The sequence below is a fragment of the Klebsiella sp. 28 genome, from assembly GCF_018223905.1.
In the GTDB taxonomy this organism is placed as follows: domain Bacteria; phylum Pseudomonadota; class Gammaproteobacteria; order Enterobacterales; family Enterobacteriaceae; genus Klebsiella; species Klebsiella pneumoniae.
On record NZ_JAGRQY010000023.1, the window covers coordinates 64,300 to 82,906 of the forward strand.

12 protein-coding genes and 4 pseudogenes are annotated in these 18,607 nt (G+C 59.0%); 10 read left to right on the forward strand and 6 right to left on the reverse strand.

Features of this window, described 5'->3' with window-relative positions; all coding sequences use genetic code 11:
- Positions 1-272 precede the first annotated feature (272 nt).
- The 6 genes and pseudogenes from KHQ28_RS29075 to KHQ28_RS04720 all read left to right on the forward strand — a co-directional run.
- Positions 273-404: pseudogene (locus tag KHQ28_RS29075) on the forward strand (hypothetical protein); the annotation flags it as partial.
- Between the two features lie 106 nt (positions 405-510).
- Complete coding sequence (locus tag KHQ28_RS04700; RefSeq protein ID WP_004145238.1) at positions 511-1,119, forward strand: glutathione S-transferase; 609 nt, start codon at positions 511-513, stop codon at positions 1,117-1,119.
- Between the two features lie 105 nt (positions 1,120-1,224).
- A complete protein-coding gene (gene selA, locus KHQ28_RS04705) occupies positions 1,225-2,613 on the forward strand; it encodes an L-seryl-tRNA(Sec) selenium transferase (RefSeq protein ID WP_032418274.1) in 1,389 nt (462 codons plus the stop codon).
- On the forward strand, positions 2,610-4,451 hold the full coding sequence (gene selB / locus KHQ28_RS04710; protein WP_004173923.1) for a selenocysteine-specific translation elongation factor: 1,842 nt from the start codon (positions 2,610-2,612) through the stop codon (positions 4,449-4,451). Before selA ends, selB begins: the two co-directional genes overlap by 4 nt.
- A gap of 42 nt (positions 4,452-4,493) precedes the next feature.
- Positions 4,494-4,586, forward strand: a pseudogene (locus tag KHQ28_RS04715) (IclR family transcriptional regulator); the annotation flags it as partial.
- Positions 4,587-4,695: 109 nt separating this feature from the next.
- Complete coding sequence (locus KHQ28_RS04720; RefSeq protein ID WP_023159015.1) at positions 4,696-5,181, forward strand: 4Fe-4S dicluster domain-containing protein; 486 nt, start codon at positions 4,696-4,698, stop codon at positions 5,179-5,181.
- A gap of 42 nt (positions 5,182-5,223) precedes the next feature.
- Here KHQ28_RS04720 and avtA read toward each other — a convergent pair whose 3' ends face one another.
- The gene (gene avtA, locus KHQ28_RS04725) at positions 5,224-6,480 is read right to left on the reverse strand and encodes a valine--pyruvate transaminase (protein ID WP_002922359.1); all 1,257 of its coding nucleotides are present in this window, start codon (positions 6,478-6,480) and stop codon (positions 5,224-5,226) included.
- A gap of 168 nt (positions 6,481-6,648) precedes the next feature.
- Positions 6,649-8,682 (reverse strand): alpha-amylase, encoded by a 2,034-nt coding sequence (locus KHQ28_RS04730; protein ID WP_009484611.1) that lies wholly within the window; start codon positions 8,680-8,682, stop codon positions 6,649-6,651.
- A gap of 314 nt (positions 8,683-8,996) precedes the next feature.
- On the opposite strand from KHQ28_RS04730, the gene KHQ28_RS04735 reads away from it, so the two are divergent.
- The gene (locus KHQ28_RS04735; protein WP_004188166.1) at positions 8,997-9,815 is read left to right on the forward strand and encodes a protein bax; all 819 of its coding nucleotides are present in this window, start codon (positions 8,997-8,999) and stop codon (positions 9,813-9,815) included.
- 38 nt (positions 9,816-9,853) lie between these two features.
- Here the strand turns inward: KHQ28_RS04735 and xylR are convergent, their stop codons facing one another.
- The 4 genes and pseudogenes from xylR to xylF form a co-directional block, all read right to left on the reverse strand.
- On the reverse strand, positions 9,854-11,032 hold the full coding sequence (gene xylR, locus KHQ28_RS04740) for a D-xylose utilization transcriptional activator XylR (RefSeq protein WP_004145231.1): 1,179 nt from the start codon (positions 11,030-11,032) through the stop codon (positions 9,854-9,856).
- A gap of 232 nt (positions 11,033-11,264) precedes the next feature.
- Positions 11,265-12,304, reverse strand: a pseudogene (locus tag KHQ28_RS04745) (sugar ABC transporter permease).
- Complete coding sequence (locus KHQ28_RS04750) at positions 12,282-13,823, reverse strand: xylose ABC transporter ATP-binding protein (RefSeq protein ID WP_002922346.1); 1,542 nt, start codon at positions 13,821-13,823, stop codon at positions 12,282-12,284. The pseudogene KHQ28_RS04745 and the gene KHQ28_RS04750 overlap by 23 nt, the downstream one beginning before the upstream one ends.
- A gap of 64 nt (positions 13,824-13,887) precedes the next feature.
- The gene (xylF, locus tag KHQ28_RS04755) at positions 13,888-14,883 is read right to left on the reverse strand and encodes a D-xylose ABC transporter substrate-binding protein (protein ID WP_004210164.1); all 996 of its coding nucleotides are present in this window, start codon (positions 14,881-14,883) and stop codon (positions 13,888-13,890) included.
- A gap of 494 nt (positions 14,884-15,377) precedes the next feature.
- Between xylF and xylA the strand changes: the two genes are divergently transcribed.
- From xylA to KHQ28_RS04770, 3 genes and pseudogenes are all read left to right on the forward strand, one after another.
- Positions 15,378-16,700, forward strand: coding sequence for a xylose isomerase (gene xylA, locus KHQ28_RS04760; RefSeq protein WP_002922139.1), 1,323 nt, complete (start codon positions 15,378-15,380; stop codon positions 16,698-16,700).
- A gap of 92 nt (positions 16,701-16,792) precedes the next feature.
- A pseudogene (gene xylB / locus KHQ28_RS04765) lies at positions 16,793-18,249 on the forward strand (xylulokinase).
- A 168-nt stretch (positions 18,250-18,417) separates the two neighbouring features.
- The coding region (locus tag KHQ28_RS04770) for a YiaA/YiaB family inner membrane protein (RefSeq protein ID WP_266097863.1) at positions 18,418-18,607 on the forward strand (190 nt) is incomplete at its 3' end.

The window sequence follows — 18,607 nt, forward strand, 5'->3', positions numbered from 1 at the left end:
TATCCTCAAAATAGCGGGGCGAATATCAGTATATTATGAATAAAATCAGATAAATAATCCCCGTAAAGCCGAACCGATAGGGCCACTCAGCGCGTCGAGAAAGGCGAGGCGCTATTTACGATTGACCCGGCGCCCTATCAGGCGCGAGTCTACCGCCTGCAGGCCAACCTGGTAACGACGCTGTACTGTATTAACGTCCCCAAGCCGCAGCTCTCTGAGGCCCAGGCCAATACCACCCGCGTGTCGACGGAACGCGATCGCTTGAACAAGGGCTATCAGCTCTACCCGATGGTATCTACGCGCAGGTGGCGGTCTACTCCGACCATTTCGCCCACGTCTCGGTGATGCGTAAAGTGCTGCTGCGGATGACCAGCTGGATGCACTACCTCTATCTCGATCATTAATGCGATCGGCGGCAGGTTGAGCCGGACGCTCACCTGCCTTTTGTCCTGCCCTGAGCCATACTCATATCTTTGTTGGCGATAATTTGTTGGCGATAAGGAGCAGGCTATGAAACTGATCGGCAGCTACACCAGTCCCTTTGTGCGCAAAATATCGGTGATCCTGCTGGAAAAGCGCATCCCATTTGAGTTTGTCAACGAATCCCCCTACAGCGAAAGCAACGGTGTGGCGCGCTATAACCCGCTGGGTAAGGTACCGGCGCTGGTGACGGACGACGGTGAGTGCTGGTTTGACTCCCCGGTCATCGCCCAGTATCTGGAGCTGCTGGGTGTGGCGCCGCCGATGATCCCCGCCGACCCCAGAGCCGCTCTCAGGATGCGCCAGCTAGAGGCGCTGGCGGATGGCGTGATGGAGGCCGCCCAGGCGCTGGTGCGTGAAAAGGCTCGCCCGGGTGCGCAACAGTCAGAGCAAGAGCTGCTCCGCCAGCGGGAGAAAGTGGCTCGCGGTCTCGACAGGCTGGAAGCCTGCGCGGCAGACGGAACGCTGCGCGGCGACGAGGTTAATCTGGCGACCATTTCCACGGCCTGCGCCATTGCTTATCTGAACTTTCGCCGGGTCGCGCCCGGCTGGTGCGCCACCCGGCCGCAGCTGGTGAAGCTGGTGGATGCGTTGTTCCAGCGCGCCAGCTTTGCGCGCACTGAACCGCCGCGGACTTGACCCAGGCAGGTAACAGTTTGCGCAAGGAGGCGTTACAATCGCCGCTGATTGTTGACTCCCTCTCCCGTCGGGAGGGGGGAAAATAACTTACCGCCAGGCCCATTCATGACTACCGAAATTCGTGCGCTTTATACCCGGCTTCCGGCCATTGACCGCTTACTACGCGACCCCGCTTTTTCTCCCCTGCTGGCGCAGCACGGCCATTCGCAGGTGGTGGCGCAGCTGCGCCAGATGCTCGATGAGGCGCGGGAACAGATTAGCCAACGGCAGACGCTCCCTGACTGGAGCCATGACTGGCCGAGCGCCTGCGCGCAGCGGCTCACCGCCGGCCGGCGGAGCGCCCTGCGTCCGGTGTTTAATCTCACCGGTACGGTATTGCATACCAATCTGGGGCGCGCCATTCAGGCGGAGTCGGCTGTGGAGGCGGTCGCCAGCGCGATGCGCGCGCCGGTGACGCTCGAATATGATCTCGACGACGCCGGGCGCGGCCATCGCGATCGCGCCATTGCCGATCTGCTGTGCCAGATCACCGGCGCGGAAGATGCCTGTATCGTGAACAACAACGCGGCGGCCGTTCTGCTGATGCTGGCGGCCACCGCCAGCGGTCGCGAAGTGGTGGTCTCTCGCGGCGAACTGGTGGAGATCGGCGGGGCATTTCGCATCCCCGACGTGATGCGCCAGGCGGGTTGCCAGCTGCACGAAGTGGGTACCACCAACCGCACCCATGTCAAAGATTATCGCCAGGCGGTGAATGACAATACCGCGCTGCTGATGAAGGTCCACACCAGCAACTACAGTATTGAGGGCTTTACCAAAGCCGTCGACGAAGCGGAGCTGGCGGCCATTGGCCGCGAACTGGATGTTCCGGTGGTAGCCGACCTGGGCAGCGGGTCGCTGGTGGATCTCAGTCAGTATGGCCTGCCAAAGGAGCCGATGCCGCAGGAGATGATCGCCGCCGGGGTGAGCCTGGTCAGTTTCTCCGGCGACAAGCTGCTCGGTGGCCCGCAGGCCGGGATTATCGTCGGCAAACGCGCGCTGATTGCCCAGCTGCAAAGCCATCCGCTGAAGCGGGCCCTGCGCGCCGATAAAATGACCCTCGCAGCGCTGGAGGCTACGCTGCGCCTCTATCAGCACCCGGAGGCGCTGAGGGAGAAATTGCCGACGCTGCGCCTGCTCACCCGTCCGGCGGAGGAGATCCGCCGGCTGGCTGAACGCCTGCAGCCTGACCTGGCGGCACACTATGCTGATTTTGCCGTCAGCGTGGCAGCTTGCCAGTCGCAGATTGGCAGCGGCTCGTTACCCGTCGACCGCCTGCCCAGCGCGGCGTTGACCTTTACCCCGCATGACGGCCGCGGTAGCCGGCTGGAGGCGCTGGCGGCCCGCTGGCGCGCGCTGCCGTGTCCGGTGATTGGCCGCATTTATGACGGTCGGCTCTGGCTGGACCTGCGCTGTCTGGAAGATGAAACCCGCTTTATGGAGATGTTGTTACGATGATTATTGCCACCGCTGGACATGTTGACCACGGCAAAACGACGCTGCTGCAGGCGATAACCGGCGTGAATGCCGATCGTTTGCCGGAGGAGAAAGCGCGGGGAATGACGATCGATCTCGGCTATGCCTACTGGCCGCAGCCGGACGGGCGGGTGCTGGGATTTATTGACGTTCCCGGGCACGAAAAGTTTTTGTCCAACATGCTGGCGGGGGTGGGCGGTATTGACCATGCGCTGCTGGTGGTGGCCTGCGATGACGGGGTGATGGCGCAAACCCGCGAACACCTGGCGATCCTGCAGCTGACCGGAAAGCCGACGCTGACCGTGGCGCTGACCAAAACGGACCGCGTGGCGGCCGCCAGGGTGGCGGAGGTTCAGGCAGAGGTCGAGCAGACCCTGGGCGAGCTGGGCTTTGACGCCGTCGCTTTCTTTCCCACCGCGGCGGCGGAAAACATCGGTATTGCGGAACTGCGCAGCCATCTGCTGCAGCTTGCGGAGCGCCCCCGCCCGCAGCAGCAGCGGTTTCGCCTGGCGCTGGATCGCGCTTTTACCGTCAAAGGCGCGGGGCTGGTGGTCACCGGGACGGCGCTCTCCGGCGAAGTACGGGTCGGGGATACCCTATGGCTTACCGGCGTCAACACGCCGATGCGCGTCCGCGGCCTGCATGCCCAGAATCAAGCGGTTGAGCAGGCGCACGCCGGACAGCGCATTGCGCTGAATATTGTCGGCGATGCGCAAAAAGAGGCAGTGCACCGCGGCGACTGGCTGCTCTCCTCACCACCGCCGGAGCCAGCAGAACGGGTGATTGTCGAACTGCAGTGCCATACGCCGCTCAGCCAGTGGCAGCCGCTGCATATTCACCATGCTGCCAGCCACATTACCGGCCGGGTGTCGCTTCTTGAGGGCAACCTGGCGGAGCTGGTGCTGGATACTCCGCTGTGGCTGGCGGATAACGACCGGCTGGTGCTCCGCGATATCTCCGCTCGCTTGACGCTGGCGGGCGCACGGGTGGTGACGCTGGATCCTCCGCGCCGCGGCAAACGTAAACCGGAATATCTGCAGTGGCTGCACGCCCTGGCAGCGGTCGGCGCTGACGATGCGCAGGCGCTGGAGCTGCATCTGCAGCGGGATGCCGTCCGGCTTGAGCACTTCGCCTGGGCGCGGCAGCTCAGCGAAGCCGGAATGGCGGCCCTGATCCAGCGACCGGACTATCTGCAGGCCGGACAGCGCCTGCTTAGCGCGCCGCTTGCCGCCCGCTGGCAGCGAAAATTGCTGGATGCCCTTGCGCGCTACCATGAGCAGCATCGAGACGAGCCGGGCCCTGGCCGGGAGCGCCTGCGCCGCATCGCGCTGCCGATGGAAGATGAAGCGCTGGTGCTGCTGCTGATTGAGCAGATGCGCGAGAGCGGCTTAGTCCACAGTCATCACGGCTGGCTGCATTTGCCGGAGCATAAAGCCGGGTTTACCGACGAGCAGCAGGCGGTCTGGCAGAAGGTGGAGACTCTGTTCGGCGACGATCCGTGGTGGGTGCGCGATCTTGCGCGCGAAGTCCATGTTGAAGAGTCACTGATGCGCGCGGTGCTGCGCCAGGCGGCGCAGCAGGGGATGATTACTGCGATCGTCAAGGATCGTTACTACCGCAACGATCGCATTGTGCAGTTCGCCCAGCGGGTGCGCGAGCTGGATCGGCTGCGCGGTTCAACCTGCGCGGCGGATTTCCGCGATACCTTAAACGTCGGGCGGAAGCTGGCGATCCAGATCCTGGAGTATTTCGATCGGATTGGCTTCACCCGCCGTCGCGGCAACGATCATATCCTGCGCGATAAGGCATTGTTCCGGTAATCATTAACGTCGGCTCCCCGGCGGACTTCGTGCCGGGGAGCTGGCGAAAAGAACTTGTTAAAACCACTACGTGAGACCGCCGAAGCAATTTCGCGTGAGCTGGGTTTCACGGTGCGTGAAGCGTCAGGCAAATGACCACATCCTGCAGGCCATCTGACAAAAAACAGCGCTGATTCCATTCAGGATCAAAGCGCGGGCAGGGGATATTCTGGCACCCTGCGGTTTTATCCCCAGGGAGCAGAGGATGAACCAGTTTCTTATTGCCAATGCCCAGCGGTGCATCGGCTGTCGTACCTGCGAAGTGGCCTGCGCGGTGGCGCACCAGCAGGCGCAGGATGTCGCCGCCCTGTCGACGAACCATTTCGCGCCGCGTATCCGGGTGGTGAAAAGCGGTGACATATCGACGGCGATGGCCTGTCGGCAGTGCGAGGATGCGCCCTGCGCCAGCGTTTGCCCACAGGGGGCGATTCAGCGCGACAATGACGTCTGGTGGGTCGACCAGCGGCGCTGCATCGGCTGCAAAAGCTGCATGGTGGCCTGCCCGTACGGCGCGATGACCGTTACGGTAATGAACGAGCAGGCGCAGGCGTTGAAATGCGATCTATGCCATCACCGCGCCGAAGGACCGGCCTGCGTGGCCGCCTGCCCGACACAGGCGCTGCGGGTGATGGTTCCCGCGGAGCTGGAAGCGCTATGCGCGCAAAAACGCCAGCGGCTGGCGCTGGCGTGAATGGGGTCGCTGACGAACGTTACCCGCCCGCGGCGTCAGAGATTATGCTTCCTGTTCGCGCCAGGCAAATTCAACCTCTTCGGCGAGGATTTTCACTCCGGCTTCGATTTTTTGCGGGTCCGGTACATAGTTCATGCGCATACACTGGTGGGTGTGCGGCCACGGTTTATCCAGACCAGGGAAGAAGTAATCCCCCGGCACCATCAGCACGCCGCGCTTTTTCAGCCGCTGATACAGCAGCTCGGTGGAGATCGGCAGATCCTTAAACCACAGCCAGAGGAAGATTGCCCCCTCCGGTTTGTGAATAAGGCAGCGCTCCTCCGGCAGATAGCGGCGAATAATGGCGATGGTTTCCTGCACCCGCTGGTAATAGAAGGGCTTGATCACCGTCTCTGACAGGCGCAGCAGATCCTGTCGTTTAATCATTTCGCACATCATTGCCGGCCCGATGCCGCCAGGGGCGAGGCTGATAATGCCGTTCATGTTGCTGATGGCGGTGATGATTTTTTCGTTGGCGATGATAATCCCGCAGCGGCTGCCCGGCAGGCCCAGCTTGGACAGGCTCATACACAGCACGATGTTCGGATTCCACAGCGGTCGGGCGTCGCTAAAGATAATGCCCGGGAACGGTACACCGTAGGCGTTATCAATCACCAGCGGGACCCCGTGCTGATTCGCCAGCGCATCCAGTTTGATCAGCTCTTCATCAGTGATGACGTTGCCGGTCGGGTTGGTGGGGCGCGAGACGCAGATCATCCCGGTCTCTTCCGTCACCTGCAGATGCTCAAAATCAACATGGTACTTAAACTGGCCTTCCGGCAGTAGTTCGATGTTCGGCCGGGTGGCAACGAACAGATCCTCTTCCAGACCGGCATCGGCGTAGCCGATATATTCCGGCGTCAGTGGGAACAGTACCTTACGGGTGGTGCCATCTGCCCGACGGCCTGCAAACAGATTAAATAAGTAGAAAAATGCGCTCTGACTGCCGTTTGTTAGCGCAATATTCTGTGGTTCGATCTCCCAGCCCAGCTCGTCGCGCAGCATATTCGCCAGCAGAGCCAGCAGCTCGCTTTTGCCCTGTGGACCATCATAATTACAAAGCGCATCAAGGGCTTTGCCATTATCCAGCATGTCGGCCAGCAGCTGCTGGAAGTAGTCATTCATTTCCGGGATCTGAGCGGGGTTGCCGCCGCCCAGCATAATAGCGCCCGGCGTGCGCAGACCGTCATTAAGGTCTTCCATCAAGCGGGTGATGCCTGAATGACGGGTGAATTTGTCGCCGAAAAGGGAAAATGTCATCGCGAATAGTCTATCGGTGGTTCTGGAAAGTGGCTAACCATAACGCCAGCGCTGGCGTGGTGCAAATCGGCGGGAGGAGGCGGCTTTTTATCTTTATCCTGTAAATTGCTATTTTGTTAGCGTTTTGTTCTGAATGGCTCCCCGCCAGGGCGGAGAGCCACCTGTGGATTACTGCTGCTGTCCGGCCCAGATGACCATCACTTTGTCTTCACCGCTCTCACGCACGAACCCGTAACCACGCGACATCGACAGCGTTGTCTGTTTGCCCATGCCGATTGCCGGATGGCGAGCGCGGAACTGGCCGATCTTCTGCCAGTGGGTAACGCTGCGGGCCGCCTTGCCGTTGACATCCTGCCAGTTCATCTCCGAGCGGGTACCCTGCAGCGGGTCCGAGCCGGTGGGGCCGAACGGGCGCGATGATTCGTCGCCATAGAAAATCTGCACGGCGCCAGGGGCCAGCAGCAGTAGCTCCGCCGCGGTGGTGCCGCCTTCGCGGAACAGCCGCGTATCGTGCGAGGAGAGGTAGCTCAGGACGTTAAAGCTCTGCAGCTTGTCCGCCATTTGCTGCCAGGTGAGGTCAATATTGGCCATACAGGTCGCCGCTTTCGCCGCCTGGTCCTGGTAGTCGAAATTGATCATCGCATCAAAACCGTGGCGATAATAATCGCTCTGCATCACTCCATGTCCCCAGGCTTCGCCGGTCATCCAGAACGGCGCCGCATCCAGCGCTTTATCCGGATTGGCTTTCTTCCACTCCGCCAGCGCGGCGGTGGCCTGGGTTTTTAACTGCTGCCAGGCGTCCATCTCCACATGTTTGGCGGTATCGACGCGGAAGCCATCGATGCCGTAGTCACGTACCCACTGGCTCAGCCAGTGTGTCAGATAGTCGCGCGGCGTATAGCCCGGGATCGCTTTCGCTGCGGTGTCTGGTTTATGGCTATAGAAGTTCGGCAGGCCTGAGATCTCCTTCGATTCGGTTTTCAGGTCCGGCAGGAAGGCCAGCGACATGGTGAGATCGTCATAGCCCGGATTGTCGTAATCGCCGATATCGGTGCGGATCCACTTCTTACCCCACCATTTCTCCCACCCGGCTTTGTCGCTGAAGTTGATATAGTCGTTAAAGCTGTGCCAGGTCTGTCCCGCGCCCGGCTTCCAGTCCGTCCAGCGCTCGCCGAGAGTTTTTTTCAGCTCATCTCCTTGCAGATACAGGGAGCCGAACTGGAACTCCTGCATATCGGCCAGGGTGGCGTAGCCGGCATGGTTCATCACCACGTCGAACAGAATACGTATTCCGCGCTTATGCGCTTCATCCACCAGTCGGCGGAGATCCGCTTCGGTCCCCATGTTGGCGTCCAGTTTCGACCAGTCCTGGGTGTAATAGCCGTGGTAGGCGTAGTGAGGGAAATCGCCCTTCGTGCCGCCGCCGACCCAGCCGTGGATCTGCTCGAGCGGGGAACTGATCCACAGGGCGTTAACTCCCATCTGCTGCAGATAATCCAGCTTGCTGGTTAATCCCTGCAGGTCGCCGCCGTGGAAGGTGCCGATCTCCTGCATGCCGTCTTTATGGCGACCATAGCTGTTGTCGTTGGCCGGGTTACCGTTTACGAAGCGATCGGTCAGGACGAAGTAGACGGTGGCATTGTGCCAGTCAAACGGCGCCGGGGCGGCGGTCTCGGCACGCTCGAGTAGCAGCAGGCCATTGCTGCCGAAGGCGGGCTGCAGGGTGATTTTGCCGCCGCTGACGGTCGCGACATTGCCGCTGTAGAAATCGCGGACCTTGCTGCCCTCGGCGAAGGTTTTGCTGACGTCGATGGTCAGCGGTTTTCCGTCCCACTTCGGACACTGGCGGATCTGCGGCGCCGCGGCGCTGGTCTCTTTTTCCTCCAGCGAAATCATCATCGTTGGCGTGCCGGAACGGGTATCCACCTCCAGAGTATACAGACCCTGGCGGAAGATGCGCCATTGCGGCGGTGTGCCGCGACAGGGCTCCATGGACAGCATCTGGTTGAGCTTAATGCCGCCGGAAGGCTGCCAGCACTGCTGGTCAAAATTTAGCTGCAGGGGACGTGTACCCTTCTCAACCACTTTCTGGCTGATGAATCGGCCGGTCCCTTCTTCGGTAAAAGCAGGAAAGTCGGTGGTAGTCCAGGCGGCAAAGGCCATCCCAGGCACGAATAACGTGGCAAGCGCAGCGAGTTTCATTGCGAGATCCTGTGAGCGGTTTTTATCTAGTGTGCCTTGTCGCCGCGCGGGTGAACTCCTCCTGACGCGCGTTTTACCAGGAGGATGAAAAGGGGTGAGTGACACCGCTCAAAAAATAGGCTAAAAATGAGACGAAGCTAGCATTTTCGCGCTGGCGATGCGCCGCAGAAACCGATTTCAGATGACAGCAATTCGGAATTGGACTATTTCTGTTGATGCCCTCAGTGCGTATTTTTGATACTATTAGCGATTCAGCTATCGTTTTTTTGTGAAAAACAAGGTGTTGGAATGCATATATCCGACCAGGAGACCTGATGATATCGAATCCCATACGACGATATGGGGCCGCCATACTTATGTTACTAACCTGCATCTTTTCAGGTAGTGTGTTGGCGACAACGCACACAGCGACAAAGAGTCATAAAGCCCCAACGGTAAAGAAGATAAGTAGTACTAAGGTAAGCAGTAAACAAGAGTATTCTCGCAATAGTGTAAAGAGCAGTTCACTTCCTGACTTGCGAAAATACCCTTCCGGAACACCAAGGAAAAAAGCGTTTCTCCGGACGGTCATGCCTTATATTACCAAGCAGAATCAGGCGATTACTGCGGATCGTAACTGGCTTATTTCCAAGCAGTACGATGCTCGCTGGTCGCCGACTGAGAAGGCGCGCCTGAAGGATATCGCTTCCCGCTATAAGGTGAAGTGGTCAGGCAATACGCGTCATGTGCCCTGGAACGCGCTGCTTGAGCGTGTCGACATTATTCCGAACAGCATGGTGGCGACCATGGCGGCGGCGGAAAGTGGCTGGGGTACCTCCAGGCTGGCGCGCGAGAATAACAACCTGTTCGGCATGAAGTGCGGCGCCGGTCGCTGCCGCGGCGCGATGAAAGGTTACTCGCAGTTTGAGTCGGTAGAGCAGTCGGTGCAGGCTTATGTCACCAACCTGAACACCCACCCGGCCTATTCTTCTTTCCGCAAGTCGCGCCTGCAGCTGCGCAAGGCGGATCAGGAAGTAACTGCCAGCACCATGATTCATAAGCTGAAGGGATATTCGACCAAAGGGTCGAGCTACAACAACTATCTCTTCGCGATGTATCAGGACAATCAGCGGCTCATCGCCGCCCATCTGTAATCCGGATGCCCGGCCTTGTCGCCGGGCATTTTTTTACCCTACAGCATCACCTCGCTGTGCCGATCGCGGTACTCCTTCGGCGTCACGTCGTACTCCTTCTTAAACACCGAATAGAAATATTGCAGCGACGGATAGCCGCACATCTGCGAAATCTCATTGATCGACAGACTAGTGGACACCAGCAGGCTGCGCGCCTTTTCCAGTTTTTCGCTGTGGATCACCGTGTGGATGGTCTCCCCGACCTCCTCTTTGAAGCGTTTTTCCAGATTAGAGCGAGAGATGCCCACGGCGTCGAGCACCTGTTCCACCTTGATGCCTTTGCAGGCATTGTTGCGAATGTAATGCATCGCCTGTATCACGGAGGGATCGTTTAACGACCGGTAGTCGGTGGAGCGTCGCTCAACGACGCGCATCGGCGGGATCAGCTGGCGTTGCAGCGGGAGGGCCTCGTTATTCAACAGCCGGTGGAGTAATTTTGCCGCCTGATAACCCATCTGGCGGGTGCCCTGGGCGACAGAGGAGAGGGCGACGCGAGAGAGATAGCGGGTTAGCTCCTCGTTATCGATGCCGATAACGCACAGTTTCTCTGGCACCGGGATATGCAGCAGCTCGCAGGCCTGCAGGACGTGGCGGGCGCGGGCGTCGGTGACGGCGATGATGCCGGTTTGCGGCGGCAGGGTTTGCAGCCAGTCGGCGAGCCGGTTTTGCGCGTGCTGCCAGTTCTCCGGCGCTGTCTCCAGCCCCTGGTAGACCACGCCGCGATACTTCTCCTTCGCGACCAGCTGGCAGAAGGCATACTCGCGCTCTACCGCCCAGCGTTTACCGCTGGAGGTGGGGAGTCCGTAAAACGCGAAGCGGTGCACCCCTTTTTCCTTCAAATGGAGAAAAGCGCTTTCCACCAGCGCGGCGTTGTCGGTGGCGATATAGTGGACCGGCGGGTACTGCTCTGGCTGATGATAAGATCCGCCGACGCCGACGATGGGCACGTGGACATCGGCCAGCAGCTTTTCGATTTCGGGATCGTCATAGTCGGCGATAACGCCATCGCCCAACCACTCTTTGATGTTTTCGATGCGTGCCCGAAAGTCCTCTTCAATAAAGATATCCCACTCCAACTGGGAGGCCTGCAGATACTCGCCGACACCTTCAACTACCTGGCGGTCATAAGCTTTGTTGGCGTTAAATAACAGCGTAATACGGTGACGCTTTTCAAACATAGATAATGTTCCTGCTCTAACCCCGGTCATACCCCTTCATTCAAGATGTTGCCGATGGCCTGACTTACCACTCATCCCGGCCACGTACGCCGGTACGCGGCCGGGGGCGTCGTCTGCAACCCGAATGATGTTGGGTATACACTACCGGCTAATGCCCGAGATATTTCAAGCGCCTTATGGCGAAGTTTGGCGGTAGCGCAAAGAATTCAGACATTCTTCAGAGAGTCTCTGCTTATGCGCGCCGCTTGGTGGCAGAGTCCATCCACACCGCCAGCAGCAAAATGGCGCCTTTAACGATATATTGCCAGAAGGTGGCGACGTCCATCATGCTCATGCCGTTATCCAGGGCCGACATAATAAACGCCCCCATTACCGCCCCGGCGACGCTGCCGATGCCGCCCGCCAGGCTGGTGCCGCCGATGACGCAGGCGGCGATGGCGTCCAGTTCGGCGATATTGCCCGCCGAAGGCGACCCCGCGCCGAGCCGTGAGCTGAGGATTAGCCCGGCAATGGCGACCATCAGGCCGTTAATGGCAAACACCGCCAGCTTGGTACGCTCGACGTTAATCCCGGACAGACGGGCCGCCTCCAGGTTGCCGCCGATGGCGTAGATGCGGCGACCAAAGGCGGTGCGGGTGGCCATAAACAGGCCCGCCAGCAGCAGGGCGGCGAGGATCAGCACCGGGGTCGGTACGCCGCGATAGTCATTGAGCAGCCAGATTGCGCCCAGCACAATCACCGCGGTAATGGCCTGGCGGCCGACGGCGGCGGTGGAGGACGAGGTCGCCAGACCTAACGCCTGCCGGCGCATCCGCCCGCGCCACTGCCAGACGATAAACACCGCCATGCCGACAACGCCGATGCCGAAGCCGATGCCGTCTGGCAGGTAGCTTTGGCCGATCTGCGACATCGCCGGACTGGTGGGCGAGACGGTGGTCCCGTTGGTGATGCCGATCAGAATGCCGCGAAACGCCAGCATCCCGGCAAGGGTGACGATAAACGAGGGCACCTTGCGATAGGCTACCCACCATCCGTTCCACGCGCCGAGCAGCAGGCCCATCACCAGCGTCACCAGAATNNCGTCTGCCGCAGCAGGTTGGAGATATTGCGTGCGCTCAGGTAGGCGCCATCGGTAACCCAGGTGAAAAACAGCATAATGACGACGATGGCGGCGATCATCACGAAGACCTGGAGATTCAGCCCTTTTAGCGCCGGCAGGGCCGCGGGGGCGGTTGGGGTGAGTTTGATTTCAGACGACGTGTTCTTCGACATGGCGTTCGCTCCTCAGCGCGGCTTCCATCACCTGTTCCTGGGTCAGATGTTGATTAACCAAATTGGCTTTTAGTCTGCCTTCGTGCATGACCAGCACCCGATCGCTGAGACCGAGCACCTCGGGCAGTTCGGATGAAATGACAATGACCGCGATGCCCTGCTGCACCAGCTGGTTAATCAGTTTATAAATTTCATACTTCGCCCCGATATCGATGCCACGGGTGGGTTCGTCGAGGATCAGAATGCGCGGATTGAGCAGCAGACAGCGCGCCAGAATCGCCTTTTGCTGGTTGCCGCCGCTCAGACGGCCAATCGCCAGCTCCGGTGAGGAGGTTTTAATTTTCAAACGCTGAATGGACTGCTGGATGCAGTGCTGCTCGGCGGCGTCGTCCAGGCTGCTCATTGCGCCGGTGAACTGGTTGAGCGCCGCGAGGGTAATGTTTTTGCCCACCGCCATCACCGGCACGATGCCGTCTTTTTTGCGGTCTTCCGGCACCATGGCGATGCCGTGGGCAATGGCCTGCTGGCAGTTAGAGATGCTCACCGGCTGGCCATCAATAAAGATCTCCCCTTGCCAGCGCCCCGGCCAGACGCCGAACAGGCACTGTACCGCCTCGGTACGTCCGGCGCCGACCAGCCCGGCGATGCCGAGGATTTCTCCGCGACGCAGGGAAAATGAGACGTCATTGACCCGTTTAATATGGCGGTTTACCGGGTGCCAGGCGGTTAAATGTTCAACCCGCAGGATCTCCTCGCCGTGGGCGTGCGGCTCGCTGGGATAGAGCGCGGTGAGCTCGCGGCCGACCATCATGGTGATGATATCGTCTTCGCTCATGCCGCTGGCATCGCGGGTGCCGATGTGCTGGCCGTCGCGGATCACGCAGATCGTATCGGAGATCGCTTTGACCTCATTGAGCTTATGCGAGATATAGATGCAGGCGATATCGTGGTTTTGCAGATCGCGAACGATCGCCAACAGCGTCGCGGTTTCTTGTTCGGTCAAGGAGGCGGTCGGTTCGTCGAGGATCAGCAGGCGAACCTGTTTATTCAGCGCCTTGGCGATCTCCACCAACTGCTGCTGACCAAGGCCGAGGTCGCCGACGCGGGTATCGGGCGAAATGGGCAGATTGACCTGCGCCAACAGCTTCTGACAGCGCAGCGTCATGGTTTCATAATCCAGCAGACCATGGCGGGAGATCTCGGCGCCGAGGAAAATATTCTCCAGCACGGTGAGATGTTTCACCAGCGCCAGCTCCTGATGAATAATGGCGATGCCTTTGCGTTCGGTATCGCGAATATGGTTTGCCTGCAGCGTTTCGCCGGCAAAAATAATCTCGCCCTCATAGCTTCCGTGCGGATAGATACCGCACAGCACCTTCATCAGCGTCGATTTCCCCGACCCATTTTCACCGCATAACGAGACCACCTCGCCTGCGTTCAGGCGCAGGCTGACGTTATCCACGGCTTTAACAGCGCCGAAGGTTTTGGTGATGTTCTTCATTTCGAGTAGCCAGGTCATAAAGACTCCGCAACAGTGATATCCGGCGGGATGAAAATGACGCCCCGCAGCGGGGCGTCAGCCATTACAGTTCACTCTTTTTATGGAAACCGTCTTTAATCACCGTGGCGTCGATATTCTCTTTATTTACCTCAATTGGCGTTAACAGGCGCGAAGGGACGTCTTTTAAGCCGTTATTCAGCGTGGTATCGGCCTTCGGCTGCTTATCGTTACCCAGCTCAACGGCGATTTCAGCGGCGTTGGTGGCCAGGGTGGTAATCGGTTTATAGACGGTCATCGTCTGGGTACCGGAAATAATGCGCTTCACGCCCGCCAGGTCAGCATCCTGACCGGAGATCGCCACTTTGCCGGCCAGCCCCTGGGCGGTTAAGGCCTGGATGGCGCCGCCGGCGGTGGCGTCATTGGAGGCGACCACGGCATCGATCTTGTTATTATTCGCCGTTAGCGCGTTTTCCATTATTTTCAGCGCGTTCTCCGGTAGCCAGCCGTCAACCCACTGATCGCCGACAATCTTAATTTTGCCTTCATCGACATACGGCTTGAGAACTTTCATCTGTCCGGCGCGGAACAGTTTAGCGTTATTATCCACCGGCGAACCACCCATCAGGAAATAATTACCCTGCGGCACTTTGTCGACCAGACTTTGCGCCTGCATTTCACCAACTTTTTCATTATCGAAAGATATATAGAAATCAATGTCGGCATTATTAATCATACGGTCATAGGCCAGGACTTTAATACCTTCCTGCTTGGCTTCTTTAATAACGTTACTGAGTACCTGGCCGTTATAAGGAATAATGACTAACACATCGACGCCGCGGTTGATCATGTTTTCAATTTGCGACATCTGCGTTTCTTCATTGCCATTAGCGGACTGGACAAAAACTTTGGCGCCTAAGGATTCCGCTTTATTGACGAAAATATCACGGTCTTTCTGCCAGCGCTCCAGACGCAGATCGTCGATGGCCATGCCAATCTTCACTTCTTTCGCCATCCCCGCCATGCTGGCGAGCAGGAGGGAGCTGGCGCAAAGCGTAAGGCAAAGGTTCTTTATCTTCATAATAACGATACCTTTTTTGTAAGGGTAGGTAAGACGAACGGAAAATAATGTTTGATACATGAGGTTGCGGATACGTTACAGATTCTTAACGCGGAAAGCAGGGCTGGCAATTACCGGTTCTTATTTTGCCGTTATGAAATTTCGTTTAATGTGCAAATTATGACGGCGATCGTATTTTATTCATGCACGCTCTTATTATTGCACTGGACTGTCTCTGACAAAGCGGCGCAACGGTGACTGGATATTATTTTTGCGAGCTGGCGCACGTTTGTGGATTCTCTCAATGGCGGTGTGAAATAACGTAATTGAGGAAAATGAAAGCGAAATTCTATATTGGCTTAAACCCGTCATACTTCAAGTTGTAGGTGGGTTGGTGACATTCGTTGCTCCGCCCCTGGTTACCGGGGACTTGCGCTCCTGCCGCCTTCCTGCAACTCGAATTATTTAGGGTATCTGATTGGTTATTCGCCGCATCTCTGAATATGGAGTTCTCTATGCAGACCTATTTCGATCAACTCGATCGCGTTCGTTACGAAGGCCCGAAATCCACTAACCCGCTGGCTTTCCGTCATTACAACCCGGATGAACTGGTGCTGGGCAAACGGATGGAAGATCATCTGCGTTTTGCGGCCTGTTACTGGCACACCTTCTGCTGGAATGGCGCCGATATGTTTGGCGTGGGCTCCTTTGATCGTCCCTGGCAGCAGCCTGGCGACGCCCTGGAGATGGCCAAACGCAAAGCCGATGTGGCGTTCGAATTCTTCCATAAACTCAACGTGCCTTACTACTGCTTCCACGACGTTGACGTCTCGCCGGAAGGTGCTTCGCTCAAGGAGTACAGCAATAACTTCGCCCGGATGGTCGAGGTGCTGGCTGAGAAACAGCAGCAGAGCGGCGTGAAGCTTCTGTGGGGGACCGCAAACTGCTTTACCAACCCGCGCTACGGCGCCGGCGCGGCCACCAACCCGGATCCGGAAGTATTTAGCTGGGCGGCCACCCAGGTGGTCACCGCCATGAATGCCACCCATCAACTGGGCGGTGAAAACTATGTGCTGTGGGGCGGTCGCGAGGGCTATGAAACCCTGCTGAATACCGACCTGCGCCAGGAGCGTGAGCAGATTGGCCGCTTTATGCAGCTGGTGGTGGAGCATAAGCATAAAATCGGCTTTAAAGGCACGCTGCTGATTGAGCCCAAACCGCAGGAGCCGACCAAGCATCAGTATGACTATGATGCCTCTACCGTTTACGGCTTCCTCAAACAGTTTGGTCTGGAAAAAGAGATTAAACTGAATATTGAAGCTAACCATGCCACGCTCGCCGGCCATTCGTTCCATCATGAAATTGCGACGGCCATTGCGCTGGGGCTGTTCGGCTCCGTTGACGCCAACCGCGGCGATCCGCAGCTGGGCTGGGATACCGACCAGTTCCCGAACAGCGTCGAAGAGAACGCGCTGGTGATGTATGAAATCCTCAAAGCGGGCGGCTTCACCACCGGCGGGCTCAACTTTGATGCGAAAGTGCGCCGGCAGAGCACCGACAAATACGATCTGTTCTATGGTCATATTGGCGCGATGGATACCATGGCGCTATCGCTGAAGGTCGCGGCGCGGATGATCGAGGACGGCGAACTGGATAAGCGCGTGGCCAGACGCTACGCCGGCTGGAACGGTGAGCTGGGGCAGCAGATCCTTAACGGGCAGATGACCCTGAGCGATATTGCCCAGTATGCCGCTCAGCATCAGCTGGCGCCGCAGCATCGCAGCGGCCAGCAGGAACAACTGGAAAACCTGGTCAACCATTATCTGTTTGACAAGTAATCATGCGGCGGCGCCCGGGGTGACCGGCGCCGCAACCAGGATGCTCTGTTCGCGCCACGCTCAGCCGTGGCGCGCGTTTAAGGAGAGGGAGTATGTATATCGGCATCGATCTGGGGACGTCGGGCGTCAAAGCCATCCTGCTCAATGAGCAGGGTGAGGTAGTGGCATCGCATACCGAAAAACTCACCGTCTCGCGTCCGCATCCGCTGTGGTCGGAGCAAGATCCCGAACAGTGGTGGCTGGCGACGGACACGGCGATGAAAGCCCTGGGCGCGCAGCATAGCCTGCGCGACGTGAAGGCGCTGGGCATTGCCGGACAGATGCACGGCGCCACCCTACTGGATAAATCGTTACAGGTGTTGCGTCCGGCCATTTTATGGAATGACGGCCGCTGCGCCGAAGAGTGCCAGCTGCTGGAAGACAAAGTCAGCGCTTCCCGGCAGATCACCGGCAACCTGATGATGCCGGGCTTTACGGCGCCGAAGCTCTTATGGGTACAGCGCCACGAGGCGGCAGTGTTCAGCCAGGTCGATAAAGTGCTGCTGCCCAAGGATTATCTGCGCCTGCGCATGACCGGCGAGCTCGCCAGCGATATGTCTGACGCCGCCGGCACGATGTGGCTGGACGTCGCCCGGCGCGACTGGAGCGACGAGATGCTCGCCGCCTGCGATCTCAGTCGGGATGCGATNNGGATGCGATGCCGGCGCTGTTCGAAGGCAGCGACGTCACCGGGCAACTGCGACCTGAGGTGGCGCAGGCGTGGAATATGCCGCCGGCGCTGGTGGTGGGCGGCGGGGGCGACAACGCCGCGGGCGCGGTCGGGGTCGGCATGGCCGATGCCGGTCAGGCGATGCTGTCGCTGGGTACGTCTGGCGTCTACTTCGCCGTCAGTGAAGGGTTCCTTAGCAAACCCGAAAGCGCGGTGCACAGCTTCTGCCATGCCCTGCCGGGCCGCTGGCATTTGATGTCGGTGATGCTCAGCGCGGCCTCCTGTCTGGACTGGGCGGCAAAATTAACCGGTCTCGCCAGCGTGCCGGCGCTGATCGCGGCGGCGCAGACGGCGGATGAAAGCGCCGGTCCGGTGTGGTTCCTGCCCTATCTGTCTGGCGAACGCACGCCGCACAACAACCCGCAGGCTAAGGGCGTCTTTTTTGGCCTGACGCATCAGCATGGGCCGGCAGAGCTGGCGCGGGCGGTGCTGGAAGGGGTGGGCTATGCGCTGGCGGATGGTATGGACGTGGTGCACGCCTGCGGCATCAAGCCGCAGAGCATCACGCTTATCGGCGGCGGGGCGCGCAGCGCTTACTGGCGGCAAATGCTGGCGGATATCAGCGGCCTGCAGCTCGATTACCGTACCGGGGGCGATGTCGGCCCGGCGCTGGGGGCGGCCAGGCTGGCGCAGCTGGCGGNNGCAGACCGCCCCGGGCTGCTGAAGCCGCTGCCGCTTGAACAAGCCCATCGCCCGGACGATCGCCGTGTGGCCCACTATGCGCCGCAGCGGGAAACCTTCCGCCAGATTTATCAGCAACTGAAACCGCTGATGTCTTAGCCTCAGTCCGTCCGGCAGCGCCGGACGGATTCCCTTCCTGAATGTCCCGGCTACATCCATCCATAAATGCGTATTTATTTATTCCGAAATCTCCGCTTTGTCGTACGTAATCTGAGGCATCGCCGAGGGAGTCGGTCATAATCAGCCCCTGTCGACCAGGGAGGTGAGATGATCACAAAACGCAATATTGCCAGGGGGATGATGGCGACAGGATCGCTGGTTTATCTGCTCGGTATCTGGCGGACCTGCCCGCTGTTCAGCGGCAAAGGGTATTTTCTCGGCGTGCTGGTGATGGGGATGTTTGCTGTTCTCGCCCATCAGCGCGCCAGTCAGTGGCAGGAACAGGACGACGGTTTTA

Bases quoted from the DNA above. Each gene is read 5' to 3' on its own strand.
- KHQ28_RS04750 (WP_002922346.1), bottom strand. From the start codon at position 13,823: ATGACCTGGCTACTCGAAATGAAGAACATCACCAAAACCTTCGGCGCT.
- selA (WP_032418274.1), top strand. From the start codon at position 1,225: ATGACTACCGAAATTCGTGCGCTTTATACCCGGCTTCCGGCCATTGAC.
- xylR (WP_004145231.1), bottom strand. From the start codon at position 11,032: ATGTTTGAAAAGCGTCACCGTATTACGCTGTTATTTAACGCCAACAAA.
- KHQ28_RS04730 (WP_009484611.1), bottom strand. From the start codon at position 8,682: ATGAAACTCGCTGCGCTTGCCACGTTATTCGTGCCTGGGATGGCCTTT.
- KHQ28_RS04720 (WP_023159015.1), top strand. From the start codon at position 4,696: ATGAACCAGTTTCTTATTGCCAATGCCCAGCGGTGCATCGGCTGTCGT.
- KHQ28_RS04735 (WP_004188166.1), top strand. From the start codon at position 8,997: ATGATATCGAATCCCATACGACGATATGGGGCCGCCATACTTATGTTA.
- KHQ28_RS04700 (WP_004145238.1), top strand. From the start codon at position 511: ATGAAACTGATCGGCAGCTACACCAGTCCCTTTGTGCGCAAAATATCG.
- xylF (WP_004210164.1), bottom strand. From the start codon at position 14,883: ATGAAGATAAAGAACCTTTGCCTTACGCTTTGCGCCAGCTCCCTCCTG.
- avtA (WP_002922359.1), bottom strand. From the start codon at position 6,480: ATGACATTTTCCCTTTTCGGCGACAAATTCACCCGTCATTCAGGCATC.
- selB (WP_004173923.1), top strand. From the start codon at position 2,610: ATGATTATTGCCACCGCTGGACATGTTGACCACGGCAAAACGACGCTG.
- xylA (WP_002922139.1), top strand. From the start codon at position 15,378: ATGCAGACCTATTTCGATCAACTCGATCGCGTTCGTTACGAAGGCCCG.